Annotated in this window: 24 protein-coding genes and 1 pseudogene; 17 read left to right on the top strand and 8 right to left on the bottom strand. The window is 64.6% G+C overall.

What is annotated here, in order from left to right:
* The first annotated feature begins 230 nt into the window (after window positions 1-230).
* A complete protein-coding gene (locus tag AXW67_RS31525; protein ID WP_063681060.1) occupies window positions 231-1022 on the top strand; it encodes a fumarylacetoacetate hydrolase family protein in 792 nt (263 codons plus the stop codon).
* 603 nt (window positions 1023-1625) lie between these two features.
* Here AXW67_RS31525 and AXW67_RS31520 read toward each other — a convergent pair.
* The 4 genes and pseudogenes from AXW67_RS31520 to AXW67_RS31505 form a co-directional block, all read right to left on the bottom strand.
* Window positions 1626-2369, bottom strand: a complete 744-nt coding sequence (locus tag AXW67_RS31520) for an IclR family transcriptional regulator (protein ID WP_027556700.1) — start codon at window positions 2367-2369, stop codon at window positions 1626-1628.
* Between the two features lie 38 nt (window positions 2370-2407).
* A complete protein-coding gene (locus AXW67_RS31515) occupies window positions 2408-3259 on the bottom strand; it encodes an HpcH/HpaI aldolase/citrate lyase family protein (RefSeq protein ID WP_027556701.1) in 852 nt (283 codons plus the stop codon).
* Window positions 3259-3726: pseudogene (locus AXW67_RS31510) on the bottom strand (MaoC family dehydratase); the annotation flags it as partial. The pseudogene AXW67_RS31510 and the gene AXW67_RS31515, both read right to left, overlap by 1 nt.
* 30 nt (window positions 3727-3756) lie before the next feature.
* Window positions 3757-4959, bottom strand: a complete 1203-nt coding sequence (locus tag AXW67_RS31505; protein ID WP_063681058.1) for a CaiB/BaiF CoA transferase family protein — start codon at window positions 4957-4959, stop codon at window positions 3757-3759.
* A 228-nt stretch (window positions 4960-5187) separates the two neighbouring features.
* On the opposite strand from AXW67_RS31505, the gene AXW67_RS31500 reads away from it, so the two are divergent.
* From AXW67_RS31500 to AXW67_RS31475, 6 genes are read left to right on the top strand one after another with little or no spacing between them, the layout of a single operon-like run.
* Window positions 5188-6219, top strand: coding sequence for a TRAP transporter substrate-binding protein (locus AXW67_RS31500; RefSeq protein ID WP_063681057.1), 1032 nt, complete (start codon window positions 5188-5190; stop codon window positions 6217-6219).
* Window positions 6220-6249: 30 nt separating this feature from the next.
* Complete coding sequence (locus tag AXW67_RS31495) at window positions 6250-6804, top strand: TRAP transporter small permease (protein WP_027556705.1); 555 nt, start codon at window positions 6250-6252, stop codon at window positions 6802-6804.
* Window positions 6805-6816: 12 nt separating this feature from the next.
* Window positions 6817-8106, top strand: a complete 1290-nt coding sequence (locus AXW67_RS31490; protein WP_063681056.1) for a TRAP transporter large permease — start codon at window positions 6817-6819, stop codon at window positions 8104-8106.
* Between the two features lie 33 nt (window positions 8107-8139).
* Window positions 8140-9306 (top strand): acyl-CoA dehydrogenase family protein, encoded by a 1167-nt coding sequence (locus AXW67_RS31485; protein ID WP_063681055.1) that lies wholly within the window; start codon window positions 8140-8142, stop codon window positions 9304-9306.
* A gap of 31 nt (window positions 9307-9337) precedes the next feature.
* Window positions 9338-10891 carry a class I adenylate-forming enzyme family protein gene (locus tag AXW67_RS31480; RefSeq protein ID WP_063681054.1) on the top strand — a complete coding sequence of 518 codons (1554 nt, stop codon included), beginning with the start codon at window positions 9338-9340 and terminating at the stop codon, window positions 10889-10891.
* A 6-nt stretch (window positions 10892-10897) separates the two neighbouring features.
* Window positions 10898-12142, top strand: coding sequence for an acetyl-CoA hydrolase/transferase family protein (locus AXW67_RS31475; RefSeq protein WP_063681053.1), 1245 nt, complete (start codon window positions 10898-10900; stop codon window positions 12140-12142).
* Here AXW67_RS31475 and AXW67_RS31470 read toward each other — a convergent pair.
* The 3 genes from AXW67_RS31470 to AXW67_RS31460 all read right to left on the bottom strand — a co-directional run bounded on the left by AXW67_RS31470 (window position 12122) and on the right by AXW67_RS31460 (window position 16489).
* Entirely contained in the window at window positions 12122-12658 is a 537-nt protein-coding gene (locus tag AXW67_RS31470; protein WP_063681052.1) for a hypothetical protein, read from the bottom strand. The genes AXW67_RS31475 and AXW67_RS31470 overlap by 21 nt on opposite strands.
* Before the next feature lie 13 nt (window positions 12659-12671).
* Window positions 12672-13991, bottom strand: coding sequence for a hypothetical protein (locus AXW67_RS31465; RefSeq protein WP_063681051.1), 1320 nt, complete (start codon window positions 13989-13991; stop codon window positions 12672-12674).
* Window positions 13992-14074: 83 nt separating this feature from the next.
* Window positions 14075-16489 (bottom strand): hypothetical protein, encoded by a 2415-nt coding sequence (locus tag AXW67_RS31460; RefSeq protein ID WP_063681050.1) that lies wholly within the window; start codon window positions 16487-16489, stop codon window positions 14075-14077.
* A gap of 511 nt (window positions 16490-17000) precedes the next feature.
* Here AXW67_RS31460 and AXW67_RS31455 point away from each other — a divergent pair.
* Complete coding sequence (locus tag AXW67_RS31455; protein ID WP_063681049.1) at window positions 17001-17684, top strand: RNA polymerase sigma factor; 684 nt, start codon at window positions 17001-17003, stop codon at window positions 17682-17684.
* A 141-nt stretch (window positions 17685-17825) separates the two neighbouring features.
* Window positions 17826-18650, top strand: a complete 825-nt coding sequence (locus tag AXW67_RS31450; protein ID WP_027556714.1) for a flagellin — start codon at window positions 17826-17828, stop codon at window positions 18648-18650.
* Between the two features lie 53 nt (window positions 18651-18703).
* On the opposite strand, the gene AXW67_RS44480 is transcribed toward AXW67_RS31450, so the two are convergent.
* Window positions 18704-18871: a hypothetical protein gene (locus AXW67_RS44480; RefSeq protein WP_245315784.1), complete on the bottom strand. Its 168-nt coding sequence runs from the start codon at window positions 18869-18871 to the stop codon at window positions 18704-18706.
* On the opposite strand from AXW67_RS44480, the gene fliD reads away from it, so the two are divergent.
* The 8 genes from fliD (at window position 18798) to flgK (ending at window position 26020) form a co-directional block, all read left to right on the top strand.
* Complete coding sequence (gene fliD / locus AXW67_RS31445; protein WP_245315781.1) at window positions 18798-20432, top strand: flagellar filament capping protein FliD; 1635 nt, start codon at window positions 18798-18800, stop codon at window positions 20430-20432. The two genes, AXW67_RS44480 and fliD, sit on opposite strands and share 74 nt — an antisense overlap.
* Window positions 20432-20860 carry a flagellar export chaperone FliS gene (locus AXW67_RS31440; protein ID WP_063681047.1) on the top strand — a complete coding sequence of 143 codons (429 nt, stop codon included), beginning with the start codon at window positions 20432-20434 and terminating at the stop codon, window positions 20858-20860. Before fliD ends, AXW67_RS31440 begins: the two co-directional genes overlap by 1 nt.
* A gap of 159 nt (window positions 20861-21019) precedes the next feature.
* Window positions 21020-21292 carry a hypothetical protein gene (locus AXW67_RS31435; RefSeq protein ID WP_063681046.1) on the top strand — a complete coding sequence of 91 codons (273 nt, stop codon included), beginning with the start codon at window positions 21020-21022 and terminating at the stop codon, window positions 21290-21292.
* 232 nt (window positions 21293-21524) lie between these two features.
* Window positions 21525-22190 (top strand): flagellar hook assembly protein FlgD, encoded by a 666-nt coding sequence (locus tag AXW67_RS31430; RefSeq protein WP_063681045.1) that lies wholly within the window; start codon window positions 21525-21527, stop codon window positions 22188-22190.
* Window positions 22191-22221: 31 nt separating this feature from the next.
* Window positions 22222-23490: a flagellar hook protein FlgE gene (gene flgE, locus AXW67_RS31425; protein WP_063681044.1), complete on the top strand. Its 1269-nt coding sequence runs from the start codon at window positions 22222-22224 to the stop codon at window positions 23488-23490.
* A 3-nt stretch (window positions 23491-23493) separates the two neighbouring features.
* On the top strand, window positions 23494-23754 hold the full coding sequence (locus AXW67_RS31420; protein ID WP_027556719.1) for a hypothetical protein: 261 nt from the start codon (window positions 23494-23496) through the stop codon (window positions 23752-23754).
* 15 nt (window positions 23755-23769) lie between these two features.
* Window positions 23770-24225, top strand: a complete 456-nt coding sequence (locus AXW67_RS31415) for a flagellar protein FlgN (RefSeq protein WP_430648740.1) — start codon at window positions 23770-23772, stop codon at window positions 24223-24225.
* A gap of 19 nt (window positions 24226-24244) precedes the next feature.
* On the top strand, window positions 24245-26020 hold the full coding sequence (gene flgK / locus AXW67_RS31410; RefSeq protein WP_063681042.1) for a flagellar hook-associated protein FlgK: 1776 nt from the start codon (window positions 24245-24247) through the stop codon (window positions 26018-26020).
* Window positions 26021-26031: the final 11 nt, after the last annotated feature.

The raw sequence follows: 26031 nt of genomic DNA, 5'->3' as shown, positions 1-26031 counted from the left end.
TGGCAGAACTTCTGCCTCCAATCTTAATTTCGCAAGGTCCCGCGGCGGCCTGCTCGGCGATTCCTATCGCGTCGCCGCCACCGACCCGGACGACGGCCCGCAGATGGTCCGGGCGTTCTTGGACGGTGTCGCGACTTAAGGCGTAGCGGGCGGGCATTGGCCAGTCCGGCGTTTGGCTCTATGACTGGCTTCGCCGCAAACGCGCGGCCAAAAGCAACGGAAACAGGATCATGACAAAGACCTCTCGACGCGACGTGCTCACGGCCGCAGCCGCGATGACCGCGGCAGGCATCGCCGATGCGGCGCCGGCCGCGGCGCAAAGCACACCGAAGCCGATCTTCGCGGTGCCGATGGTGACGATCCCGATCGTCGGCGAGACAAGCGTGTTCCAGGTGCGCCGCATCTACTGCATCGGGCGCAACTATGCGGCGCATGCGATCGAGCGCGGCTCGGACCCGAATCGCGAGCCGCCGTTCTTCTTCCAGAAGCCGACCGATGCGATCCAGAACGTCGCGATCGGCGAGGTCGCAGATCATCCTTATCCCTCGCTCACCAAGAACTATCATCACGAGGTCGAACTGGTCGCCGCGCTGAAGTCCGGCGGCACCAACATCCCGGCCGAAAAGGCGCTCGAGAACGTCTACGGCTACGCGCTCGGTCTCGACATGACCCGGCGCGATCTCCAGAACGGCATGGCCGCTGAGAAGAAGCCGTGGGAGATCGGCAAGAGCTTTGACCACGCCGCGGTGATCGGCCCAATCCACCCCGTGAGCAAGACCGGCCATTTCGAGAAGGGCGCGATCTCGCTGGCGGTGAACGGCACCGTGCGGCAGAGCTCGGATCTCAGCAAGATGATCTGGAGCGTCGCCGAGCAGATCGCAAAACTGTCGGAGGCCTTCGAGCTCAAGGCCGGCGACATCATCTATTCCGGCACGCCCGAGAATGTCGGCCCGGTCGTGAAGGGCGACGTGCTCCTGTGCAAGCTCGAGGGGCTGCCGGACATGTCGATCAAGATCGTCTAAGGGTTGAGCCGCTTCCGCCGGGACAACTATCGCGGCGGAAGTTCCTTGACTGCCGGAGTTCCATCAGCCGATTGCCCTCTGTTGGGCGATAAACAAACGTTCTGCTGCCATATTTTCGTAAGAGTGAATTCCCGTGAGGGAGGCGCTCCGATGAACAGATTTTTGATGGCCGCAATCGTGATGCTTGCGTTGGTTCCGGCAGGTGCCGTTGCGCAGGAGCGCGCTGGCTCTGCGGCGCTCGGAGCCGTGTCCGGCGCTGTCGTGCTGGGACCGGTCGGTGCCGTCGCGGGCGCAGTGATCGGCTATACCGCCGGGCCTTCAATCGCTAGGTCATGGGGCGTGCGCGGTTCTCGGTCGGCAACGAGCCGGCAGCGGCCACGCAGAGAAGCGAATCGCGTCCCGAGTTCGGCCCCTCCAGTGCCCGCCCCAGCAGCCCCGACGCCCGCCTCTGCGACTCCGGGTCCGACCAGTAGCAGGGCGATGGAAGCCAATGGCCGTGTCGCTCAAATGGGGCCGGACAACAACCCGCCGGTTCAGGCAGCTCCGGCTGCGCCGGCGCCGACCACGACGCCGCCCGTTCAGGGATTCGATTGAGGCTACGGCCTAAGCTGCGGTGGTCTTCGGCCGCAGCCGATCGACTGTCCGCGCAATCAGCGCGGCGACTTCGCCGACTTTCGGGCCGATCCGGAATTCCGGGCCTGCGACGACGACCGAAAGGCGGCGGTCGCCGATCGGCAAGGGAATCGCGGCGCCGGCGAGGTCGCGGCTGTAGTCGCCAAAGCTCTGGCAATAGCCGCGATCGATCGAGTTGCGCAGCTCAGCCTCTACGGCCTCGATACTGATCGGCGTCGACGGGCCGTACTGCTTGAACTCGATCTTGCGATAGACCGAGTCGCGCTCCTCCTGCGAATATTGTAGCAGCAGCGCGCGGCCGCTGGCGGTGGCGTGGATCGGCACGCGGTGGCCGATGGTCGCGAAATAGCGGATCGCGGCCTTGGACTCGACGACGTCGATAAATACCGCCATCACGCCGGCCGGCGCCACGATCGAGGCGGTCTCGCCGGTCTCAGAGGAGAGATCGGCGACCAGCGTGTGCGTCCAGGGCGGCAGCGGCTCGACCTCCGAGATCATCCGTGCCATGGCGAGCCACCGCGGCGTCGGATAGAAGCCGGCGCGCGGCCGCGGCTCATAGAGATAGCCTTTCTCCGACAGTGTCGCGAGCAGGTTGAAGGTCGACGAGCGCGGCCAGCCGAAATGATCGGCGATCTCCGCAAGCGTCGCCGGCTTCCTCGCTTGCGCGAAGAACTCCATGATCTCCAGGACGTTTGCGGCTTGGCGAACGATCATGATCCGATCCCGTCTGTCACTGCGCGCTATCCCGGGGTCTATGGCTGGCCGAGGATCTTCTTCGCGGCGCGAAGATGCGGCTTGTCGATCATCATGCCGTCGAGGCGCAGCGTGCCGGAATTGGGATTGCTTGCGAACGCCGCGATCACCTTCTCCGCCCATGTGCGCTCCGCCTCGGTCGGCTCGAAGGCAGCATTGACGATGTCGACGTGTTTTGGATGGATCAGCGCCTTCGCCGAAAAGCCGTCGCGCCGTGCCGCGCGCGTTTCCTGCTCGAGACCGGCCAGATTGTCGATGTCGGTATAGACCGTGTCGATCGGCGCGACCTCGGCCGCGGCGGCCGCCATCAGGCAGAGGTCCCGCGCGAGGCGATAGGGGCTGTGGAACACGCCGCCCGAGGCTTTCTCGGTGGCGCCGAGTGAGGCCGAGAGATCCTCCGCGCCCCACATCAGTCCGGCGAGGCGAGGGGAGCAGTCCTTGTAGGTGCCGAGCCCGAAGATCGAGCCGGCGGTCTCAGTGGCGACGCAGACGATGCGGGTCGAGCCGACCTTGGTGCCGGCCGCCGCCTCGAAGGCTTCGAGCCAGGTCGCAAGCTGCCGCACATCGTCACCGCCGCGCGATTTCGGCAGCACGATGCCGTCGGGCGCGCCTGGCATCACCGCGGCGAGATCGGCCAGCGTCATGCCGGTATCGAGCGCGTTGACGCGGACATAGAGCTGGTGCGGACCGCGGCGGTCCCTCAGCATCTGAAGCGTCAGCTTGCGCGCCTCGTCCTTCTTCTCGGTGACGACGGAGTCCTCGAGATCGATGATCAGCGCGTCGGCCTTGCCTTCGCTCGCCTTCTCGAATTTGCGCGAGGAGTCCCCCGGCACGAACAGCATCGAACGCATCAGACCGGCCTCTTGTGCATCATCGCCATGCGGCGGCATTTGCCGACGATCTCGTCGTTCTGGTTCCAGGCGTGGTGCTCGAACTCGACGATGCCCGCCTTGGGGCGCGATTTGGATTCTCTCAACGAAAGCACCTTCGTCGTCGCCCGCAGCGTGTCGCCGTGGAAGACCGGCTTCGGAAAAGTGACGTCGGTCATGCCGAGATTGGCAACGGTGGACCCCAAGGTCGTATCATAGACCGTCATGCCGATCATGATGCCGAGGGTGTAAAGGCTGTTGAAAATGCGCTGGCCGAACTCGGTCTTTTCAGAGAAATGCGCGTCGATGTGCAGCGGCTGCGGATTGAGCGTCAGCAGGCTGAACATGGTGTTGTCCATCTCCGTGACGGTCCGGGTCAGCGGATGCCTGAACTCCTGGCCCACGGAGAAGTCTTCGAAATAAAGTCCGGCCATCGCGGTTTCCTCCCTGTCGTTGCTAGTCTGGCCGGCGCCTGCCTTTTAAGGCGGCGCCGCCAGGTGAACTGCTTCTTGTTGTGCGAGCTGCTCGATCTCATCAGCCGAGAACCCGGCCTCGCTCAGAATGTCGCGGCCGTGCTGGCCGAGCGTCGGCGCAGGGCCAGCCGGCTCCGGCTGGGTCACGCTCCAGGTGGAGGGCACGCGCATCTGCCGGATGCGGCCTTCCACGGGGTGATCGACCGTCCTGAAGAAGTCGACCGCCTTGAGATGGGGATCATCCAGAATCGTCTCCAGCGTATGCATCGGCATCACCGGAATGTCGGCGTGCTCCAGAAGCTTGCGCCATTCCGCGCTCGTGCGCGTGACGAAGATGTGGCCGATCTCCTCGTAGATCTCGTCGATATGCTTGGTGCGCGCGGCGTGGTTGGCGAAGCGCGGCTGCTGCAAAAATTCCGGCCGGCCGATCGCCTCGAAGAAGCTGCGCCAGTGCTTGTCGTTGTAGATGAGCACGCAGAGATGGCCATCGCTGGTCTTGTAGGGCCGGCGATAGCGCGACAGCAGGCGGGCATAGCCGCCATGGTCGAGCGGCGGATCGTAGGTCAGGCCGCCCAGATGATCGACCAGCACGAACTCCGCCATCGACTCGAACATCGGCACGTCGATGCGTTGGCCGATGCCGGTGCGCTGCTGGTGCATCAACCCGCCCATGATCGCGTTGACCATCATCAGGCCGACGATGCGGTCGGCGATGGTGACGGGAACATAGCGCGGCGTGCCGTCCCCGGCGGCGGCAAGCAGCGTCGGCACGGTGGCCGCGCCCTGGATCAGGTCGTCGTAGGCAGGTTTCGCCGCATAGGGGCCGGACTGGCCGTAGCCGAACGCGCCGACATAGACGAGGGCGGGGTTGAGCGCGGCGAGCGTCTCATAGTCGAGGCCGAGCCGGGCCATCGCCTGCGGGCGCACATTGTAGACGAGCGCGTTGGCGCGCTTGGCCAGCCGCAGCAGCGCATCGCGCCCTTCCGGCTTCTTGAGATCGAGCACGATGCTGCGCTTGCCGCGATTGGCGTTGTGGAACATCCCGCCCATGCCGGGCGTGCGGCCGGGACCGATCTGGCGAACGATATCGCCCTCGGGACTTTCGACCTTGATGACGTCGGCGCCCATGTCCGCCAGCACCTGGGTGCCGTAGGGGCCCATCAGCACTGAGGTCAGGTCGAGAATGGTGATGCCGGCGAGCGGTCCCATGGGGCCTCGTTGGAGATATTCATATAGGTGGAATTAGAGTTCACAGAATGGCGACGGTCAATTTGAGTTACTCCTCCGCAGGCGCATGGCTCCATGCATCGTTCATATACTTGACAATTAGATTCACATATATGTACATTTTCCTCAAGCAAGAAATGAAACGAGGGCCTGGCGGCCGGCAGCAGCGGGCTGCCGCGCTCGGCACGGGAACGCGTCAAGGAGAAGCAAATGAAGAGGAATCTGGTCTGGGCTGTCTCGGCGCTCGCGCTTTCGCTGCCGGTCTCGACGATGTCGGCGCAGGCGCTGGAGCTGAAGGTCGCCGACTCCTTCCCCGCCGGCCACTATCTCGTCCGCCTGATGCTCAAGCCCTGGATGGACGACGTTACCAAGCGCACCAAAGGCGCGGTGACCTTCACCTATTATCCGAACCAGCAGATCGGCAAAGCGGCGGACATGCTGCGGCTGACCCAGTCGGGCGTTGTCGACATCGGCTACATCGGGCCGTCCTATGTCTCCGACAAGATGCCGCTGTCGGAAGTCGCGCAATTGCCGGGCGCGTTCGCCACGAGCTGCGAAGGCACGATCGCCTACTGGAAGACCGCGCGCGAGGGCATTCTCGCCAAGCAGGAATATGCGCCGAACAAGATCAAGCTATTGTTGGCCGTGGTGCTGCCGCCCTATCAGGTGTGGACCGCCAAGGCGAAGGTCGAGACGACGAAGGACATGCAGGGCCTGAAGCTGCGCACCACCGGTGGCGCGCAGGACCTGACGCTGCGCGCGCTCAGCGCCGTGCCGGTGCGCATGGCCGCGCCTGACGCCTATGAGTCGCTGTCGCGCGGCACGATGGACGGTCTGCTCTTCCCGATGGAAAGCGTCGTCGCCTATGGTCTCGACAAGCTGGTCAAGCACGCCACCGAAGGCGTCAGCTTCGGCAGCTTCATCGTTGCCTATTCCATCAACCAGTCGGTCTGGGACAAGCTGCCCGACGACGTGAAGAAGGCCATGAATGAGGCCTCCGATGCGATCGAGCCGACTGCCTGCGCTCAGGTCGACAAGGAAACGGAGACGACCAAGAAACATCTCCAGGACGAGGGCGTCAGCTTCGATCCTCTGCCGGAGGCGACGCGCGCCGAGATGAAGGACAAGCTGAAGGGCGTCGGCCAGGAATGGGCCAGCGGTCTCGACAGCCGCGGCAAGCAGGCATCCGCCGCGCTGAAGGAGTTCGAAGGCTTGCTCGCTTCCGGCGGCGCGAAGAACTGATAGCACGACACCAACAAGGAGGCGCCAGAGGTGATCAAGCAAGCGGGAGATGTGCTCGGCGCGCTGGAGCGCGCGCTGACGGTGATCGCGGTGGTGTTCCTGTTCGTGATCATGGTACTGGTCGTGACCGACGTGTTCATGCGCTACGTGCTGAACCAGCCGTTCTCCTTCACCTATGACCTGATCGGGCTCTATCTTCTCGCCGGGGTGTTCTTCTTCACGCTGTCGGACGGCTTGCGCGAGCATGCGCATGTCGGCGTCGACATTCTCGTGTCGCATTTCTCGCCGGCAGGGCGACGGCTGTCCGAGATCATCACCGCGCTGACCGGTCTGTTCGTGTTCGTCCTGATCTGCAAGGTCGGCTTCGAGCGCGCGCTGGAGAACTACGAGCAGCACGACGTTCTCTCGGGCGCGATTCCCTGGCCGACCTGGATCTCTGCGGCCTTGGTGCCGTTCGGCTGTGGCGTGCTGGTGCTGCGGCTGGCGCTGCAGCTCATCGGCAATGTGCTGAGCCTCTTCAGCGGGCGCGATCTCTATCCGTTGCCGCCGGTCACCGGCGTCGGCGAAGCGCGAACCTTCGAATAGCGGCGGGCACTCATGACTCCTCTGATCGTTCTCGCCCTTCTCTTTGCCCTGCTCGCGCTCGGCACGCCCGTCGGCTTCGCGATGGCCTTCGCAGGCTCGGTCGGCCTCGTCATGGTCGGCGGCTTTGCGACCTTGTCAGGCATTTTGCAGACAGCGCCGCTGTCGACCGTCTCCTCCTACGAGCTCATCACCATCCCGATGTTCCTGCTGATGGCGGACCTCGTGCTGCTGTCGGGCGTCGCGGATGATCTGTTTAAGACGGCATCCGCCTGGGTCGGCCGCGTTCCCGGCGGCCTTGGCATGGCTACGGCGCTCGCCGGCGCCGGCTTTGGCGCGATCTGCGGCACCTCGACGGCCTCGGCCGCGACGCTGTCCTCTACCAGCCTGCCGGCGATGATCCGCCAGGGCTACGAGCCGAAGATGGCGGCTGGTGTCGTCGCGATCTCCGGCACGCTGTCGATGCTGCTGCCGACCAGCGTGGCGCTGGTCATCTTCGGCCTGCTGGCCGAGGTGAACATCGGCAAGCTCCTGATCAGCGGCATCATCCCCGCGATCCTCGTCACCATCACCATCATGGCCACGATCTACTTCCTGGTCTGGCAGGATCCCTCGCGCGCCCCGGCCGCGAAGTCGGTGCCGTGGCGCGAGAAGTTTGCGCTGCTGTGGCAGGTCTCGCCGATGGTGGTGCTGTTCTCGATCGTGACGGGTACGATCTATCTCGGCGTGGCGACGCCGACGGAAGCCTCGGCCTTCGGCGCCTTCGGCGCCTTCCTGCTCGCGATCGTCAAGGGCAAGATCACGCCGAGCACGCTCTACAAGACGCTGCTGCGCGCCTGTCACGGCACCTGCATGATCATCATGATCCTGGTCGGAGCCTCGATCTTCGGTTACTTCTTCACGCTTACCCATGTGACGCAGGACCTTGTCGCCTGGATCGGTAGCTTGCCGACCTCGCGCTGGGTGATCATCACCCTGATCCTGTGCGGCTACATCGTACTCGGCTCCTTCATGGACCAGATCGCGATCCTGGTGCTGACGGTGCCGATCGTGCTGCCGCTGATCAAGACGCTCGGCTTCGATCCGATCTGGTTCGGCGTGATCAAGATCGTCACCGCCGAGGTCGGCATGATCACGCCGCCGGTCGGGCTCAATTGCTTCATCGTCGCCCGCTATGCCAAGCGGCCGGTGGCGGAGGTGTTCCACGGCACCTTCCCGCATTTCATCGCACACCTGATCGCGATCGCGATCCTGGTGGCGTTTCCCTCGATCATTCTCTGGCTGCCCTCGCAGATGGGGCGCTAGCGCTCAACGAGCCTCCAGAAAAGGAGACCAATCATGGATTTCGCGCTCACCGATCAGCAGGAGGCCATTCGCGACGCCATCGCCAAGATCTGCGAAGGCTTTCCCGATGCCTACTGGCTGAAGAAGGACCACGACGGCGGCTTCCCGCACGACTTTCACAAGGCGCTGGCCGATGCCGGCTGGCTCGGCATCTGTGTGCCGGAGGAATATGGCGGCTCCGGGCTTGGCATCACCGAGGCCGCGATCATGATGCGCACGATTGCGGAGTCCGGTGCGGGCATGTCCGGCGCCTCCGCCGTGCACATCAACGTGTTCGGGCTCAACCCGGTCGTCGTGTTCGGCACCGAGGAGCAACGCAAGCGCATGCTGCCGCCGATGGTCGAGGGCCGCGAGAAGGCGTGCTTCGCCGTCACCGAGCCCAACACCGGACTCAACACTACCCAGCTCAAGACCCGCGCGGTCGCCAAGAACGACCGCTACATCGTCAACGGTCAGAAGGTGTGGATCTCTACCGCGCAGGTCGCGCACAAAATCCTGCTGCTGGCGCGTACCACGCCGCTGGAAGAGGTGCGCTCGCCCACCCACGGCCTCAGCCTGTTCTACACCGATTTCGACCGCAACAAGATCAAGGTCCACGAGATCGAGAAGATGGGCCGCAAGATCGTCGATTCCAACGAGCTGTTCTTCGAGGATTTCGAGATCCCGATGGAAGACCGCATTGGCGAAGAAGGCCGCGGGTTCGAATACATCCTGGAAGGCATGAACCCCGAGCGCATCCTGATCGCGGCCGAGGCGGTGGGGCTCGGCAAGCTCGCGCTCTCGCGCGCGACCGAGTACGCCAAGACGCGCGTGGTGTTCAATCGTCCGATCGGCAAGAACCAGGGCATCCAGCATCCGCTCGCGGTCAACTGGGTCGAGCTCGAGGCCGCCTGGCTGATGGTGATGTCGGCGGCCTGGCAGTACGACAAGGGCATGTCCTGTGGGGCTGCCGCCAATGCCGCAAAATATCTCGCGGGCGAGGCCGGCTTCTCGGCCTGCGAGCAGGCGGTGATGACCCATGGCGGCTTCGGCTATGCCAAGGAATTTCACGTCGAGCGTTATCTGCGCGAGATCCTGATCCCGCGCATCGCGCCGGTCAGCCCGCAGCTCGCACTCAGCTTCATCGCAGAAAAAGTGCTCGGGCTGGCCAAGTCGTACTAATCTTGCCCGCGCACTGTTTGGCCGGATCGCCATGAACCTTGCTCAACATCTGCTGCGTGCCGCCAAAGCCGACCCATACGCGCCGGCGCTGCTCAAAGGATTGACGCCGGTTGCCGATTACGGCCGGCTCGCCGTGACGGTGGCCTCGCTGGCCGCCTCGCTGCAACAGCGTCTTGGTCTTGCCAAGGGCGATCGCGTCGCGCTGCTGATGAAGAACGCGCCGGACTATGTCGCCTGCCTCTATGCGTGCTGGCATGCCGGGCTGGTTGCCGTTCCCATCAATGCAAAGCTGCATCCGCGCGAGGTCGCGTTCATTCTGGACAATTCGGGCGTCGCGGTCGTGTTCGTGACCGAGGACATGGCAGGCGTCGCGTCGGAGGCCTTGGCGCTTGGCGCAGGCAAGCCACGCATCATCGAGATCGGCTCAGCCGAGCATCGCGGCCTTGAGAGGACCGATGGCATTGCGATTGCCGATGTCGCGATCACCGACCCTGCCTGGATCTTCTACACCAGCGGCACCACCGGGCGGCCGAAGGGCGCGGTGCTGAGCCACCGCAACCTGCTGGCCATGGCGCTGAACTATCTCGCCGAGATCAACCCGATTGTGCCCGGCGAGGCGCTGCTGCATGCGGCGCCGATGTCGCACGGCTCCGGCCTCTATATGGTGCCGCATGTGTTCGGCATGGGGGCACAGATCATTCCCGAGAGCGGCCGCTTCGAACCGGACGAGATCCTCGAGCTGACGGCAAAGCGCGACGGCATCTCCTTCTTCGCTGCACCCACCATGGTGCGGCGCCTGACGGTTGCCGCGAAAGCGGCGGGCGCGAGCGCGCCGGGGCTGAAGACCATCATCTATGGCGGTGGTCCCATGTATGTCGCCGATTGCAAGGCCGCGCTCTCGGCGTTCGGACCAAAACTTGCGCAGATCTATGGTCAGGGCGAGACGCCGATGACCATCACCTATCTGCCCAAGTCGAAGCATGTCGATTCCGGGCATCCGCGCCATGAGGAGCACCTAGCATCGGTCGGCATTGCGCAGGGCGTGGTGCAGGTCCGCACCGTGGACGAAGCCGGGCGGGACGTCGCGCCGGGCGAGATCGGCGAGATCATCGTGCGCGGCGATACCGTGATGTCCGGCTATTGGCAGAATCCGGAGGCCACCGCGAATACGCTGCGTGACGGCTGGCTCTATACTGGCGACATGGGCGCGTTCGACGCCGACGGCTTCCTCACACTGAAGGACCGCTCCAAGGACGTCATCATCTCCGGCGGCACCAACATCTATCCGCGCGAGGTCGAGGAAGTATTGCTGCGGCACGAGGCCGTCGCCGAAGTTTCGGTGATCGGCCGTCCGCATCCGGAATGGGGCGAGGAGGTCGTGGCCGTCGTCGTTCCCGTCGCTGGCAAGACCGTGACGCGCGACGAGTTGGACCAGATCTGCAACGCCTGGATCGCGCGCTTCAAGCGGCCGAAGCACTATTATCTCACCGGTGAGCTGCCGAAGAACAGCTACGGCAAGATCGTGAAGACGGAGCTGCGCACGCTGTTGAGTGAGTCCTCCACGCACCTTGCGCCGATGGACTAGCCCACGATGCCAGGTGACGCAGCGCCGATCGATTTCACCGGCCTGATCCGGGACGGCGGTCTCGTCGTGTGCGGGCAGGCGACCGCGGAGCCGGTCACGCTGACCGAAACGCTGGTGACGCAGGCGGCGCATCTGCCGCCCTTCTGCATGATGGTCGGGCCGCTGTTCTCGGAGACGTTCTCCACTTGCGCGCCCAACGTCTCGTTCCAAAGCTATGGCGTGATCGGCAATGCGCGGCGGCTCGCGAAAGCCGGGCGGCTGGAGGTCATTCCGAGCAACTACAGCGCCTTCTGCGCCGACTTCGCCGCGCGCCGCCACCGCGCCGACGTGGTGCTCGTGCAGCTCGCAGAAGCCGCCGACGGCCGGCTGAGCGCGAGCCTCTCCAACGACTATGTCATCGATGCCGCGCGCGGCGCGCGCCTCGTCATCGCCGAGATCAATCCGGATGCACCCTTTACATTCGGCGCGGAATGGCCCGCGGACGTGCCGATCCATATGCGGGTGGCGGCCCGGCGTGTGCCGGTCGAGTTGCCGTCGACGCCGCTCGACGACGTCTCGCGGCAGATCGCGGCGCATGCGGCGAGCCTGATTGCCGACGGCAGCACGCTCCAGTTCGGGGTGGGGCGGGTCCCGGACGCGATCCTGTCCTCGCTCTCCCACGCGCGCAACCTCGGTATCCATTCCGGCCTGATCAACGACGCCGTGGTCGATCTGATCGAGCGCGGCGCGGTGACCAATGCGGACAAGGGCATCGACGCCGGGATCACCGTCACCAACCAAGTGATCGGCACGCAGCGGCTCTACCGCTTCGTGCATCAGAACCGGGCGGTCGCGGTGCGGCCGACGTCCTACACGCACGGTCAAAATGTGCTGGCGCGGATCAACCGGTTGGTTGCGATCAACTCGGCACTCCAGGTCGGGCTCGATGGCGCCGTCAATTCCGAGACGCTCAATGGCGTCGCGATTGGTGCGATCGGCGGGCAGCTCGATTTCGTGCGCGGCGCCAATGCATCCAATGGGGGCAGGGCGATCATCGCGCTGCCGGCGACTGCGTCCGACGGCACCAGCCGCATCGTCGTCAATGTCGAGACCGTGACGACGCCGCGCGCCGACGTCGATGCTATCGTCACCGAATGGGGCGTCGCGGAGCTGCGCAGCTGCGGCCTTGCCGAGCGTGCGCGCCGCATGATCGCGATCGCGGCGCCCGAGCACCGCGATGCGCTGGCGGCGTCAGTTCATCATCGCAAGTGAAGGACGCTGGCTCTCATCGGATTCGATGATGCCAGGCAGATCCGCAGCGTCGCCCGCGATCATGCCGGACATCCGCCAGAACAGATGGGCGAGCCGCGAAAACACCAGCCGGTCGCGCTCGGCGACGGCCGTTCCTTCCGGAATCGTCAGGGTCTCGAGCCCGACTACCTTCCTGAAATCCGGCCAGATCGTCATCGACTGCGCGACCACGGAGACGCAGCGCGGATCGTCGTCGTTCTCGTCGGGCGCTGGCGGCAGGCCCGGATATTGCGTCGGTGCGGTGTAGAACTTGTAGGCACCATGGCCGAGCTGGAGCAGGAATTTCTCGGAGACGGCGATGTCGTTGGCAAAGGACACCAGGCGGGCATCGCGCAGCACCTCTGGGGAGATCGCGGCGAGGTCCTGGGCGCGGAGCGCCGAGCAGAAGGCCAGATCGCGATTGTGCTCCCGGAGCAGGTTGGCCAGCGGCTGCTGCTGTTGCACAGTGTCGGTAAGCAGGATGATGGTTTTCAGCATCGTGTGTCGTCCGTCAGGGGAAAAGATGGCGCGCGGTCATGACCGCATCGTCGGATGCGTGCGCGGCGAAGAAATCGTTGGCGATCTTCTGCCCCGGGGCGATCTCCAGGATGCGGTAGCGCGCCAGGGCGGCGGCTTCGCGCGCGGCGCCGACATCCTCCTGCCAGGCGCACAGCGACAGCTCGAACCGGCCGTACCCGCCGCAGTCGGCGGCATAGGCGCCGGTCACGGCTTCGACCGTCGCCGCAACCGCGGTCGCGTCGCTGGCCGCGATGTCGCGCAAGATCACGGCGATGCCGTTGCCAGTCGTAGCTTTCGAGGTCATCACCATGAAGGCGTCGCGAGCGCCGGTGCGGCCGGCGCGGCGGGCGGTGCGCACGAGGCCGGCGAAACCGGGATCGGGCCCGAGCTCCAGCGTCGTCGTTTGCTGATCGTGCAGGATCACGGCGCGGCTCGCGCCGAGATCGCCTTTCAGCGCGTGATAGGATCGCGGCAGCCATACGGTGTCGAGCGGCACCTGCGACGAGGTCAGGCTCCAGGCCTGGTCGAGCAGATAGCCCTCCCAGACCGCGGGATAGGACGCGGCGAGCTGCTGCCAGGCGCGCAGCAGCAGTTCGGCGTGCGCGGTGCGGCCGAGATAGAGCGTACGCGCCGACATCTCCCAGCGGTTCCACTTGTGGAGCGCGACGTCGCAACGGAGGAAGGACGGCAGCAGCGGCAGCTCGCGCAACACGGCGCCGGCTTCGACGAAAAGCAGCGGTTCGCGATATTTGTTCCACATCCGCACCATGAACTCGGCCTTCTCGAAGCAGAGGATGCGGTCGTCAAACTGGGTCCCGATTGCCTCGATATGGCTGTCGAGGCGCAGGCGCTCGAGCGATTGCCTCAAGCCTGAGGAAATATTCTCGCCGCCGCCGCGCGGATAACAGGAGACGATGCGCGGCCGGGCGGCGGAGGCATCAGCGGCGGTCAGGAATTTCGACCAGCCGATACCGCCCCACCATATTTCATGCGGGCCGTCCGCGCCGCAGGGGCCGACGGTGCCGAACTCGGTCAGCTTGGACTTGAGGAAATCGAAGCCGGGACTCTCGCTCCCGGGAATGACGACGGCGCTGGCAGGGGTAAGCGCGCGGTACAACAACTCGGCCGCGGCGCCGCTCGGCAGTTCCTTCAGGAGGATGAGGCCGCCGTGCCGTCCCTCAAGGTTGGCGTCGAGCGTCGGCGCACCGTATTGCCCGACCAGCCAGGTCAGGCGATCGCGCTGGGCCCGGCCAAGCTGGATGCCGCCGGCTTGCAGCAGGCGATCAAGATTTGCGTGCGTCTCGTCCGTCAATTCCGTGTCCCCTCGCGCCGGGTCGGATCGGCGCTTTTCTTAGCCCATGGACTTCAACGACCGGGGCGGCGCGATCAGGCGGACTATTTGGAGCTGGTGCCGAGCGGCGCGATCGCCACGGAATAGACCGCGATGTCCTTCGTCATCGGAGCGACCGGGATCAGCAGGCAGCCGTCCTCGGTCTCGGCGCGATAATGCTCGCCGGTCCGCTGGATGCCGGCGTAGACCAGGCTGGCGTCGGCGATGCCGATCACGTCCTGGCTCTCGGCGGCGTCGCGAACATCCTCGCCTTGCTGGACAGTCACGCGATGGAGAAGGCCTTGGGGCGCGAATTTCGCCAGCGGCAAGGCAATCATGCTGATTGCCATGGTGCGAGACAGGGGAATGCGCAAACGCAGCTCGCCGAGTCCGGTGCGATAGATGGTGACTGTCTCAAGTGCCGCATCGCCGCCGGCGCGGAACAATCCGACCTGAACCGAGCCACAGGGGCGTTCCTCGAAGACGTCGGCGGGCAGGCGATTGGCGCCGAACAGCACATAGAGATAGCCGTAGGACGGCGACAGGCGCGCGAAGCTGCCCGCGAGCCACATCGGCGGCGCGGCCGACGCGCAGGCGGCCGAGAGGCCGCGCGCGGTGATCTGGTCGCAGACGAAGCGGCTGTCGAGCATCGGCGCCAGCGCATGTGTGCCGAGGTTGACGTCGTGCTTCAATCCGCCGAGCAGCGCCAGTTCGTCCTCATCGGGCAGCAGCAGGAGCCGCGCCAGCGTCGCCGCGCTCCAGCGCGCGGCGACGTCGGGTGCGGCGTAGGGATGCAGACCGTAATTGGCCGCGACGCCCACGGCGCTCTCCGCAAAGGCCAGTGCGCCGGCCTGAATCTCCGCGGCAAGCGCGATCTGGCTTGCGGGACGCGGATTGATCTCACGCAGCACCGTGCCGCCCTCGTAGTCCCGCACCGAGCCGTCGGCCGAGCAGCAGGCCTGCTCCAGCAGTGCGACGTTGCGGCTCAGCATGCGCTTGGCATGCGGCGTGATTACGAGGTCGGAGATGAAGCCTTCCACACTGTCCTCTTCGGCGATATCGTCAAAGGCGTCGTCGAGGGAGATCAGATAGGCGCCGTGCAGGCGGACCTTGATGCCCTCCTGGTCGAAGACGCGGCGCAGCGCCTTCTGCACGCTGCCGGAATAGCCGAGATCGGCGAGCACGAGATCGGTGCAGTCGTCAAAGCCCGGGATTGCGTAACGGAGATAAGCGAGCAAGCGCCTGCGCAAGGCCCCGGCGAGCGCGACGATTTCACCGGCGTCCATCAGGTCGGGAAGGGCGGCTGCGAGCTCTTCGCCAGTAGCGATTCCGCCGGGAAACCTCGCAAAGAACGCGACGACTTCCGGCGACGTGATCTTCATCATGTCGTGGAACGTCGTCGCATCGATCTTGAAGACCTTGCTGAGGAGATCGACGAGCGGGTCGATCGTGTCGGCCGAGGCGATCAGGCTGACGCGGCGATTGATCTCGAGATAGGCCGAGGCCGTGCCGTTCAGGCCCTGCCAGATCCGGTGCGACAGGAAGCCGTCGCGGCCGAGGAAGCCGAGGGCAACCTGCCGGGCCGGGCCCCCGACCTCCTTGCATCGTCTCGCCACAAAGGCGTCGAAAGCCGTCATCACCGGGCCGAGGATGGTGAGTCCCAGATGGAATGCGGGAGACTTCTCGGCGCTGCCCGCTGCCACCATGCGTCGCAAGGTACGCGCGCCATCATCGAGCCGCGACGGCGCGTTCTGGCAGAGCAATTCGAACAGCGCGGTCTCGCGTTGAAAGATCGACGCCAGCCGCGGCGTGGCCTGTGGATAGTAGCGCGGACGAATGCCGTGGCGCCGCGCGCCCCTGATGTCGGCCTTCTCGTTGTCGCCGACGTGAAAGGAGGCGGCTGCATCGATGCCTTGCTCGGACAGGTATTTCGCGAACAGGGCTTCGCTCTTGCTGCTGCCATGGTCGCAGGAGGCGTAGAGGAAATCCCAGGTCAGGCCGGGCCAGCAAGCCCGCAACAGCTGCGCCAGCCGTTCGGAATCCCAATAGGTGTCGGAGATGAATCCGACGCAATGGCCGGCGCGCTTCATGTCCAGATATTGCCGCAGCATGTCGGGATTGGCACGGCAGAGCGCGAGCTCCGCGTCGAACTCGGCATCGACCAGATCGTTCAGGTCACGGCGTTCGAGGCCGAACAGCCTGAACGGAAAATAGGAATAGATCTCGGTGACGTGAACTTCGCTCGCTCCGCGCTTGTCCTTTGCAGCCTTGCGTGCGCGCGCTTCGGCCTGGATTCGATGCTGAACGAAACTCGCGGAAACACCCGGAGAAGAGCGCGAAACGCCGGATAGCTCGTAAGTCCTTTCAAATACGCCATCTGGCGTCGTGCAGGCGCGAACGAGAAACGTATCGAAAACATCGAATGACCAAGCAGAAACATTTTGCGTCCGACATTTTGCGCCGACTGTCGCGATCGTCATGTCAAGAATCCCCTTCCAACACGCGATTAACGTGCGCGTGAGTGAACTCAGGCGGCACGACGACGAAAAAAGTTCACGCGCGATTCAAAATCGCGCTCGTCGCGACTGACAGATTCAAAAAAATCGCTAGGTTCGAAAAAGGTGATTCGGAAAAAATTGCCGAGTGAAGAAGCGGTCTCGCGGCCGTTTACACTCAGACACAATTGATCCTCAGGCGCGCGATGCGCGTGCCGTTCGATCACCTGGTGCCGCGTAATCTAAGCGTTTTTCGAGAACACATCTGTTTGGGATCGATGATCCGCAATGGTGCGAGACGATGTCGATGATTGCAGGACGAACGCGCGACATTTGCGTGCTGTCGGCAATTATTGCCTGTTGCCCGGCAAAAGATTCCGGATAACATCTTGAAAAAACTCAGAAAATCTCCGCCTGGATTGTTCTGGTGTCGCGTTCAACGCGTGGAAGCTGCGTGGCATGTGCGCCGCCGGCATTGCGGGTTGGAGATTGCGGGATGAGTTACGCTGCTGATGTCTGGGGTCCCGCCGAGGCGACGGTGTCGGCTGATGCGACCGTGCCGGTGATGCCCTCAGTGGCGCTCGCGCCCGACAATCCGCCGGTCGCCGACGTTGTCTTCGACGAGGACAGCGAGCTCCTGGACAGGCTTGCCACCGGTGATGAAGCTGCATTCCGGATGCTGGTCGAGCGGCATATCGATCGTGCCTACGCGATCGCGCTGCGCATCATCGGCAACGCGGCGGATGCCGAGGACGTGGTGCAGGACACCATGCTCAAGATCTGGACTCATCGCGGGCGTTGGCAGCACGGCCGCGCAAAATTCTCGACCTGGCTTTACCGCGTCATCTCCAACCGCTGCATCGACCTGCGCCGCAAGCCGCGCACCGAGAATGTCGAGACGGTGCCGGAAGTTGCCGACGGCCAGCCGGATGCTGCTGAAATCATCGAGCGCAACGAGCTGAACGACATGCTGGAGCTCGCGATGCAGCGCCTGCCAGAGCAGCAGCGCATCGCAGTGATCCTCTCCTACCACGAGAACATGAGCAACGGCGAGATCGCGCAGGTGATGGACACGACGGTCGCCGCGGTGGAGTCGCTGCTCAAGCGCGGCCGCCAGCAGCTTCGCCAGCTCCTGCGCAAGCACGAACGCGACATCCGAACCGCGTTTACCGACTACTAACCATAAAATTCCGCTCTCGGAGAATTTCCCGCCTGATCTCCTTGCGCTCCGTCGTTTGAGCGAACGGACGGGGCTGCGGTCCGCGTCGTCAATCGTCTTCCACGATGCGGCACGCCATGCCCATCAGCACAGGAGCCTTCAATGCCTGCAATTAACACCAACACTGCCGCGAACTCCGCGGTGCGCTACCTCAATATCAACTCCGCGCAGGAGAGCAGCTCGCTCTCCAAGCTGTCGAGCGGTTCGCGCATCACTTCTGCCTCCGACGACGCTGCCGGCCTTGCGATCTCCACCCGCATCTCGTCGGACGTCACCACGCTGCAGCAGGCCGCGACCAACGCGTCGCAGGCGACTGCGATCCTGCAGACCGCGGACGGCGGCGCTTCGAACATCTCCGACATCCTGGCCCGCATGAAGTCGCTGGCCTCGGAGTCCGCGTCGGGCACCACCACCGATTCAAGCCGGGCCTATATCAACTCGGAATTCACGCAGCTCACGAGCGAAATCGATTCGATCGCGAGCGGCACCCGCTATTCCAGCCAGAGTCTGCTCGATGGCTCCAGCGTGTTCTCCTCCGGCGTCTCGGTCCTGGTCGGCTCTTCGGGCTCGGACACCATCACGATCAAGCTGACGAGTCTCACGGCGTCTTCGCTCAGCGTCTCTTCGCTCGACGTCAGCTCGCTGTCGGATGCGACCTCGGCACTGACCGTGCTGGACACCGCGATCGATACGGTTTCCGCGGCTCGCGCCAGCATCGGCGCGCAGGAGTCGCGGTTCAACTTCTCCTCCGACTCGATCTCGACCCAGACCCAGAACCTGCAGGCTGCGAACTCCGCGATCAAGGACGTCGACATCGCGGCCGAGCAGGCCAAGCTGTCCTCGGCCGAAGTGAAGACGCAGGCCGCGGTGTCGGCCGAATCCGCGGCGAACCAGATGCCGCAATACCTGCTCAAGCTGCTCGGCTAAGACGCCTGACCTAACGACCGTCATGCCGGGTCGGCTTGATGCCGGCCCGGCTCTTACCGGGATGGAGCGGGCAGCAAAGTGACCAGCGTCAGTTCGAGCACCAGCAGCACGTCGACGACCAGTTCGGCCAGTTCGAGCGCCTCCTCGGTGACCACGACCGGTACGACGACGTCGACCAGCATCGACTGGAGCGCGCTGATCACCGCGGCGGTGAACGCCAAGCTCGAGCTGGCGACCACGATCTCGACCACGATCACCAGCAACGAGGCCAAGGTCACCGCCTACCAGACGCTCCAGACCGACCTTTCCACGCTCTACGGCGGGCTCTCCTCGCTCGCGACCTCCGTCGTCAATTCGCTGGCGACCAACGCCTTTGCCACCCGTTCGGCGACCCTCAGCTCGACCGGCGACGTGAGCGCGTCATCCGCGCTGTCGATGTCGGTCAGCAACGGCGCGGCGACCGGCGGCCACACGCTGACGATCAGCCAGATCGCCACCGCGCAGAAGGTGGTCGGCACCTCGCAATCGAGCCAGACCGCCGCGCTCGGCTATTCCGGCACCTTCTCGCTCGGTCTTGGGAGCGGCAGCACCGCCGACATCACCGTCACCAGCACGATGTCGCTCCAGGACGTCGTCGACGCCGTCAACGCCCAGACCTCGACCACCAATGTGCAGGCCTCGATCGTCCAGGTGTCGAGCGGATCCTACGAGATGGTGCTGACCGGAACCGAGGATGCGGCCGACATCACCTATTCCAGCACCTCCGGCGACGACATCCTGAACAAGCTCGGGGTGACCGACAGCTCCGGCGCCTTCACCGACGCCCTGCAGAAGGCACAGGCGGCCGAGTTCTCCCTCGACGGCATCTCGATGACCCGGGATACCAACGACATCACCGACGTTCTCAGCGGTGTGACGTTCAACCTGCTCCAGGCGACGCCCGACGGAGCAACGCTGAACATCAGCATCGGGGCCGACACCAGCCAGATCGAATCCGCGGTCGAGACGTTCGTCACCAACTACAACACCTTCCGCGACGCGGTGATGGCCCAGCAGGCGACCGCTTCGGACGGCACGGCGTCGTCGAGCGCGGTTCTGTTCGGCGATGGCACAATGCGCGACATCATGGATGCGCTGCAGAACGCGCTCAGCAGCACCGTGGGCGGGCTCACCATGGCCGACCTCGGCCTGTCCTTCAACGAGAACAACGAGCTCGAGCTCGACACCTCGACGCTGTCCGGAATCCTCAGCACCAATTTGAGCGGGGTCACCACGCTGTTGTCGGCGCAGACCAAGGCTTCGTCGAGCCAGCTCAGCGTCGTCAACACCGGAACCTCGCCGCAATCCTTCACGCTCGACCTGACCGTGGATTCCTCCGGCAATCTCACGTCGGCCTCGGTCGGCGGCGACTCCTCGCTGTTCACGATCAGCGGCACCACCATCATCGGCAATGCCGGGACGGCCTATGCCGGCATGGCCTTCACCTATTCGGGGACAACGTCGCAATCGATCACGGTGACCTCGACGTCCGGCATTGCCACGCAGCTCTACCAGATCGCCAAGACCTACTCTTCGAGCTCGGGTGCATTGCAGACCTTGATCACAAACCTGCAGGATCGCGACAACGTGCTTCAGCAGAAGGTCGACGACATCGAGAGCGCCGCGACCGCCTATCAGACGCAGCTCCAGACCCAATATGCGAACTACCAGGCCGCGATCGAGAGCGCCAACAACACGCTCACCTATCTCAAGGCCTTGCTCAACTCCAGCTCGAGTAACTGATGATGCATAATCCGATGGCGTACATGGCCAATCAGGCCTATCGGGGAATCGCGACCACCGTCCCGCCGCTGAAGGCGGTATCGATGCTGCTCGGCGGCGCGATCACCTTCCTGCAGAAGTCGCTTGCGGCGCAGGAAGCGCGGCGCTTCGAGGAGGGACACGAGCACCTGATGAAGGCGACCGCGATCCTGCGCGGGCTCAGCCACAATCTCGATTTCACCAAGGGCGGGGCGGTCGCCGAACGGCTGTTCCAGACCTACAATGCCCTCATCCTGGCGAGCCTGAAGGCCTATGGCCGGCCGCATGCGCGCGAGAGTTTTCGGCGCATCATTGCCGGCTTGACCGAGCTGCGTGAGGCCTGGGAGCAGGTCGACGCGACGGTGCGGGGGGGCAAGGCTGCCTCGGCCGATTCGGCCGGCAAGCGTTGAGCGAACTCATCTCGCCGGCCCGGCAGTCGTTCGGACCACGGTTTCGAGCGCATTCCGTAGTGCGTCGGGCGCCTTTGGCGCCTGAACTCGCGGAAATCCGGTTTCCGCCGCGCTCGCAATGCTTTATGACGGGCCCGGGGAAGACGGGACCGGCAGGCGATGGACGTCACCGAGTTTGAAGATCTGATCGATCGGCTGGGCGAGGACCTTTCGCGCTGGCCCGATGATCGGCGCCTGCTCGCCGAAGAGCTGCTCGCCCGCTCCGCCGCCGCGCAGTCGCTCCTGGAGGAGGCGCGCACCTTGCGTAGCGCGCTTGAAGCGCCCCCGGTGCGGGCGCCGGGAGGCCTCGCCGACCGCATCGCCGCCGCGGCCAAGAAATTGAACAGCGACGCCGCCGAGCCGCGCACCGAAGGCGAGACGGCCGGGAGCTGAGAGTTTCCTTCGATCTACTTACGCTTTTCGTAAATCGGAGTTGGGCCTGCTTGCGTTGATGCAGCGTGCCGAACGCGGCGCGTGCGCACGGCAGATCTTGCCGCGTCGAAAGCCGCATTCGCGCGGGCAAATCCGCGCCTGAATTCGCACGCTCACGCGTTTCATCAGCACAGAGATTTCAAGCCGCCCGCCGACATCGTCACGGCCGGCGGCACGAGAACCGGAGTGTTTGATGACCGTTTCCGCGACGAGCTCCGTCTCGACAGCATCAACCACGACGTCCTCGTCGAGCACGTCGTCTTCGTCGTCGCTGACGTCGAGCGACTTCCTGAGCCTGCTCGTCAGCGAGCTCCAGAACCAGGATCCGCTGAATGCGACCTCGACCACCGACTTCATCAATCAGCTCACGTCCTACGCGAATTTCAGCCAGCAGCAGTCGATCAACTCCAATCTCTCTTCGCTGTCGAGCTCTTTCTCGAGCCTCGTGACGCTCAACTCGGTGAACTATATCGGCCACACCGTCGAGGCGAAGACTGATACGTCGACGCTGAGCAACGGCTCGGCGACGTTCGGCTACTCGCTGTCGTCGTCCGCCTCGAACGTCTCGATCAGCGTCAAGGATTCTTCCGGCAACACGGTGTGGACCGGCACCGGAACGGGGAGCGCCGGATCCAACACCTTCACCTGGGACGGCAAGGACTCCAGCGGCAACCAGCTCTCCGACGGCGGCAAGTACACCATCTCGGTAACTGCCACAGATTCCGCCGGCAACTCCGTCCTCAACTATACGACCGTCACCGGCACGGTGACCGGCATCGACACCTCGACCTCGACGCCCTCGCTCACCGTGAACGGCGTCTCGGTCAGCGCCGCCGACATCATCGGCGTCACGTCCTGATTTCACGTCCTGATTTCCCTGGAGCTTCCTCATGAGTCTAACCGGTGCTCTGTCCTCGGCGATCTCGGCGCTCAGCGCGCAGAGCCAGTCCCTGTCGATGATCAGCGACAACATCGCCAACTCCGATACGACGGGCTACAAGACCACGTCGGCGATGTTCGACGACCTCGTCACTGCCTCGAGCAACGCGACCTCCTATGCCTCGGGCGGCGTCACGGTCTCCGGCCGCGCCAACATCACTCAGCAGGGCCTTCTTGCCGCGACCTCTAACGCCACCGACGTTGCGATCCAGGGCTCGGGCTTCTTCGTGGTGACCAGCGCCACTTCGGGTGGCACCACGTCCTACACCCGCAACGGCGCCTTCACGATCGACAATGCCGGCTATCTCGAGAACAACGGCAGCTACCTCGAGGGCTGGCGCACCGATGCGGATGGCAACGTCGTCGGCAGCGAGTCCGCGAGCAACCTCTCGGCCATCAACACCCAGATCGCCTCGACCAGCGGCAGCGCCACCACCAAGACCACGATCGCGGCCAACCTGCCGTCCGATGCCGCCACCGGCAACACCTATACCAGTTCGATGACGGTCTACGATTCGCTGGGCGCGGCGAATACGATGCAGATCACCTGGACCAAGACCGGCACTAACACCTGGAGCGCAAGCTTTGCCAAGCCGACCTCGGCGTCGGGCACCAGCACCTCAACCGCAACCGGCGTCAGCGGTACGGTTGACATCAGCTTCAACACCGACGGCTCGCTGAAGAGTACCAGCCCGAGCCCCGCGACCGTCGCGGTGACGGGCTGGACCGACGGCGCCGCTGACAGCTCGATCACGCTCGACCTCGGCACTGCCGGCAAGACCGACGGGCTGACGCAGTACGCTTCCGGCGAGACGACGCCGTCCGTCAACGTCACCAGCATCAATTCGGACGGCCTGTCCTACGGCAAGCTGTCCAGCGTGTCGATTGGCAAGAACGGCGTGGTCGACGCCACCTATTCGAACGGCGAGACGATTGCGATCTACAAGATCGCCGTGGCGACGTTCGCTGATCCGAATGGCCTGTCGGCGGCTAGCGACGGCCTCTACTCGGCGACCGTGACGTCGGGGAACGCCGCGTTGCAGGCTTCCGGCGAGAACGGCGCGGGCACGGTCTACGGCAGCGAGCTGGAATCCTCGACCACCGACACCAGCAGCCAGTTCTCGAGCATGATCTCGGCGCAGCAGGCCTATTCCGCCGCCTCGCAGGTCATCTCGACCGTGAACAAGATGTACGACACCCTGATCTCGGCGATGAGGTGAGCGATGCGCGGTGAGACGGCAAAGGCCGCGGGCGAAGCCTTGCTGCGGCGGCTGCGCAGGCTGGTGGCGCGCGCCGCTACCGTCGAGCGCAGCGACCGCAAGCAGCTGCTCGCGCTGATCGACGATATCGAGACGACCCGCCACGGTCTCCTGCGGGAATGCGCGGCGATCGAGGGCGAGATGAAGCAGGCAACCACCCGAGCGACGGCGATCGGTGCCTACTTGCGCAACTCGCAAGCCGGCCGCGGCCGGCGGCACAATTAGAAGAAGGCGATGACCATGACTGTAGCTCAAGCCAAGAGGACGAGCGCCGCGGAAGGTGACGCACGGATCAAATCCTTGATCGCGCTCATCGACAACCTGACCGCGCTGGTCGCGGAGGAGAATGCGGAGCTCGCCAAGGGCCTGCCGGCCTCGCGGCTGAAGCAGGTCGACGAGAAGAACCGGCTGGCGGAGGTGTTCGAACGCACGGTTGCCGAATGCGCTGCGGGTACGACCAGCCTGCACGTGCGCGACCGGCTGCTGCGCGAACAGTTGATGGAGCGGATACTGAAGCTGCGCGTAGCGATGGACGAAAACTTGGTGCGCCTGCGCGCGGCGATCGAGGCCAGCAATCGCCGGATCGAGGCGGTCATGCAGGCGATCCGTGAGCAGATCGCGGCGGTGTCGCCCTACGGCGCGTCCGGTCGCGTCGCGGCGCGCGCCGTCTCCAGCGGCACCAGCCGCAGCGCCTGACCAGCCGAGGAGCCGCGCCGTGTCGCTCGACATCGCACGTTTGGTCGCCTTCAGCGGGCTTTCGGCCACGTCTGTGCAGATCAGCGTGACGTCGTCGAACATCTCGAACGCCGACACGACCGGCTATACCAAGAAGACCGCGGCCCAGTCGAGCACCGTCACCAACGGCGTCGGTACGGGCGTCACGGTGACGGGCATTACCTCGACGGTCGACAAGCTGCTCCTGAAGTCGCTGACCGGCGCGACCTCCGATCTCGGCGCTGCCGACACCACCAACACCTATCTGACGTCGCTGGAGAAGCTCTACGGCTCGACCTCGAGTTCCTCCAGCTCCTCGACCGGAACGTCGCTCGCCAACAGCATCGCCTCGCTGGAATCGGCGCTGTCGTCGCTGGCGAGCACGCCGAGCAGCGCCTCGCTGCAATCCAACGCCATCAGCGCGCTCGACGACGTCGCGAGCCAGCTGCGGGAGACCTCAAGCGGCATCCAGAAGCTTCGCGCCAACGCCGACCAGGACATCGCGTCCTCGATCGACGGCGTCAACGACGATTTGCAGCAGATCGCGAACCTCAACGCCGAGATCAAGCAGACGGCGGCGGCCGGCCAGTCGACCGCCGACCTGGAGGATCAGCGCAACACTGCGCTCCAAGACATCGCCTCGAAGATGAATATCAGCTATTTCACGGCATCGAACGGCGATCTCCAGATCTACACCACCTCTGGCCAGGCGCTGGTCGACAGCACCGCACACACGATCAGCTACACGGCGGCGGCCAACGTCACGGCATCCACGACCTACACGGCCGGCTCATCATCGAGCGGCTTCAGCGCGATCACCGTGAACGGCGTCGATATCACCTCCCAGATCACCGGCGGTGATATCGGCGCGCTGATCACGCTGCGTGACAAGACGCTGCCGGCGGCGCAATCGCAACTCGACCAGCTCGCGCAGCAGCTCGCGTCGGCAATGAACGGCGTCTCCAACAGCGCCTCCTCGGTGCCAGCGCCGACCGGCCTGACCGGGACGACGTCAGTCACCAGCTCAACGGCGCTCTCCGCCACCGGCACGGTGCGCGTTGCAGTCACCGACCAGAGCGGCAACCTCGTCTCCTATGGCGATCTCGATCTGTCGTCTTACTCCACGGTCGGCGATCTCGTCACCGCCATCAACGGCATCTCGGGCCTGTCGGCCTCGGTCGATGCGGACGGCCATCTCTCGATCACAGCGACCGGCTCCGGCAACGGCGTCGCCATCAATGAGATGACGAGCTCGGTCGGCAGCTCGGGCGAGGGATTTTCGCGGTATTTCGGCCTCAACGACCTCGTGACCGGAACGAGCGCGTCCGACATCGCGGTCAACAGCAGCATCCTGTCCGGCACCAAAGAGTTGCAACTCGCGACGCTGGACGCCTCGTCCAGCCTGACCGTTGGCAGCACAGTGCTGTCGTCGGGCTCGGCCACCGTCGTCAACGCCTTCTACAACGCGCTGACGGACTCCCGGACGTTCGCCTCGACCGGCGGGCTCGCCGCAACCACCGGCTCATTTGCCGACTATGCCTCGGCCATCGTGGCCGACGTCGCCAGCAAATCCTCGCAGGCCTCCTCCAGTTACACGGCGAAGGAGACGGCGCAGTCGACCTATGCGAGCTCGCTGTCCTCGCAATCCGGCGTCAACCTCGACGAGGAATCGGCGAAGCTGAGCACGCTCCAGAACAAGTATTCGGCGGCCTCCGCGCTGATCCAGGCCATCAACTCCATGTACTCGGCGCTGCTCACCGCCGTGCAGTCGACATAAGGAGCCGCGCC

Origin of the sequence: Bradyrhizobium neotropicale, from assembly GCF_001641695.1 — a bacterium.
In the GTDB taxonomy this organism is placed as follows: Bacteria; Pseudomonadota; Alphaproteobacteria; order Rhizobiales; family Xanthobacteraceae; genus Bradyrhizobium; species Bradyrhizobium neotropicale.
The sequence above is the reverse complement of the archived record's forward strand: the minus strand, read 5'-3'. Positions and strand labels throughout refer to the sequence as shown.

What these genes read in the sequence shown, in the direction of transcription:
- AXW67_RS31525 (WP_063681060.1), top strand. Translation starts at nt 231, where the DNA reads ATGACAAAGACCTCTCGACGCGACGTGCTCACGGCCGCAGCCGCGATG.
- AXW67_RS31520 (WP_027556700.1), bottom strand. Translation starts at nt 2,369, where the DNA reads ATGATCGTTCGCCAAGCCGCAAACGTCCTGGAGATCATGGAGTTCTTC.
- AXW67_RS31515 (WP_027556701.1), bottom strand. Translation starts at nt 3,259, where the DNA reads ATGCGTTCGATGCTGTTCGTGCCGGGGGACTCCTCGCGCAAATTCGAG.
- AXW67_RS31505 (WP_063681058.1), bottom strand. Translation starts at nt 4,959, where the DNA reads ATGGGACCGCTCGCCGGCATCACCATTCTCGACCTGACCTCAGTGCTG.
- AXW67_RS31500 (WP_063681057.1), top strand. Translation starts at nt 5,188, where the DNA reads ATGAAGAGGAATCTGGTCTGGGCTGTCTCGGCGCTCGCGCTTTCGCTG.
- AXW67_RS31490 (WP_063681056.1), top strand. Translation starts at nt 6,817, where the DNA reads ATGACTCCTCTGATCGTTCTCGCCCTTCTCTTTGCCCTGCTCGCGCTC.
- AXW67_RS31485 (WP_063681055.1), top strand. Translation starts at nt 8,140, where the DNA reads ATGGATTTCGCGCTCACCGATCAGCAGGAGGCCATTCGCGACGCCATC.
- AXW67_RS31480 (WP_063681054.1), top strand. Translation starts at nt 9,338, where the DNA reads ATGAACCTTGCTCAACATCTGCTGCGTGCCGCCAAAGCCGACCCATAC.
- AXW67_RS31475 (WP_063681053.1), top strand. Translation starts at nt 10,898, where the DNA reads ATGCCAGGTGACGCAGCGCCGATCGATTTCACCGGCCTGATCCGGGAC.
- AXW67_RS31470 (WP_063681052.1), bottom strand. Translation starts at nt 12,658, where the DNA reads ATGCTGAAAACCATCATCCTGCTTACCGACACTGTGCAACAGCAGCAG.
- AXW67_RS31460 (WP_063681050.1), bottom strand. Translation starts at nt 16,489, where the DNA reads ATGACGATCGCGACAGTCGGCGCAAAATGTCGGACGCAAAATGTTTCT.
- AXW67_RS31455 (WP_063681049.1), top strand. Translation starts at nt 17,001, where the DNA reads ATGAGTTACGCTGCTGATGTCTGGGGTCCCGCCGAGGCGACGGTGTCG.
- AXW67_RS31450 (WP_027556714.1), top strand. Translation starts at nt 17,826, where the DNA reads ATGCCTGCAATTAACACCAACACTGCCGCGAACTCCGCGGTGCGCTAC.
- AXW67_RS31440 (WP_063681047.1), top strand. Translation starts at nt 20,432, where the DNA reads ATGATGCATAATCCGATGGCGTACATGGCCAATCAGGCCTATCGGGGA.
- AXW67_RS31435 (WP_063681046.1), top strand. Translation starts at nt 21,020, where the DNA reads ATGGACGTCACCGAGTTTGAAGATCTGATCGATCGGCTGGGCGAGGAC.
- AXW67_RS31430 (WP_063681045.1), top strand. Translation starts at nt 21,525, where the DNA reads ATGACCGTTTCCGCGACGAGCTCCGTCTCGACAGCATCAACCACGACG.
- flgE (WP_063681044.1), top strand. Translation starts at nt 22,222, where the DNA reads ATGAGTCTAACCGGTGCTCTGTCCTCGGCGATCTCGGCGCTCAGCGCG.
- AXW67_RS31420 (WP_027556719.1), top strand. Translation starts at nt 23,494, where the DNA reads ATGCGCGGTGAGACGGCAAAGGCCGCGGGCGAAGCCTTGCTGCGGCGG.
- AXW67_RS31415 (WP_430648740.1), top strand. Translation starts at nt 23,770, where the DNA reads ATGACTGTAGCTCAAGCCAAGAGGACGAGCGCCGCGGAAGGTGACGCA.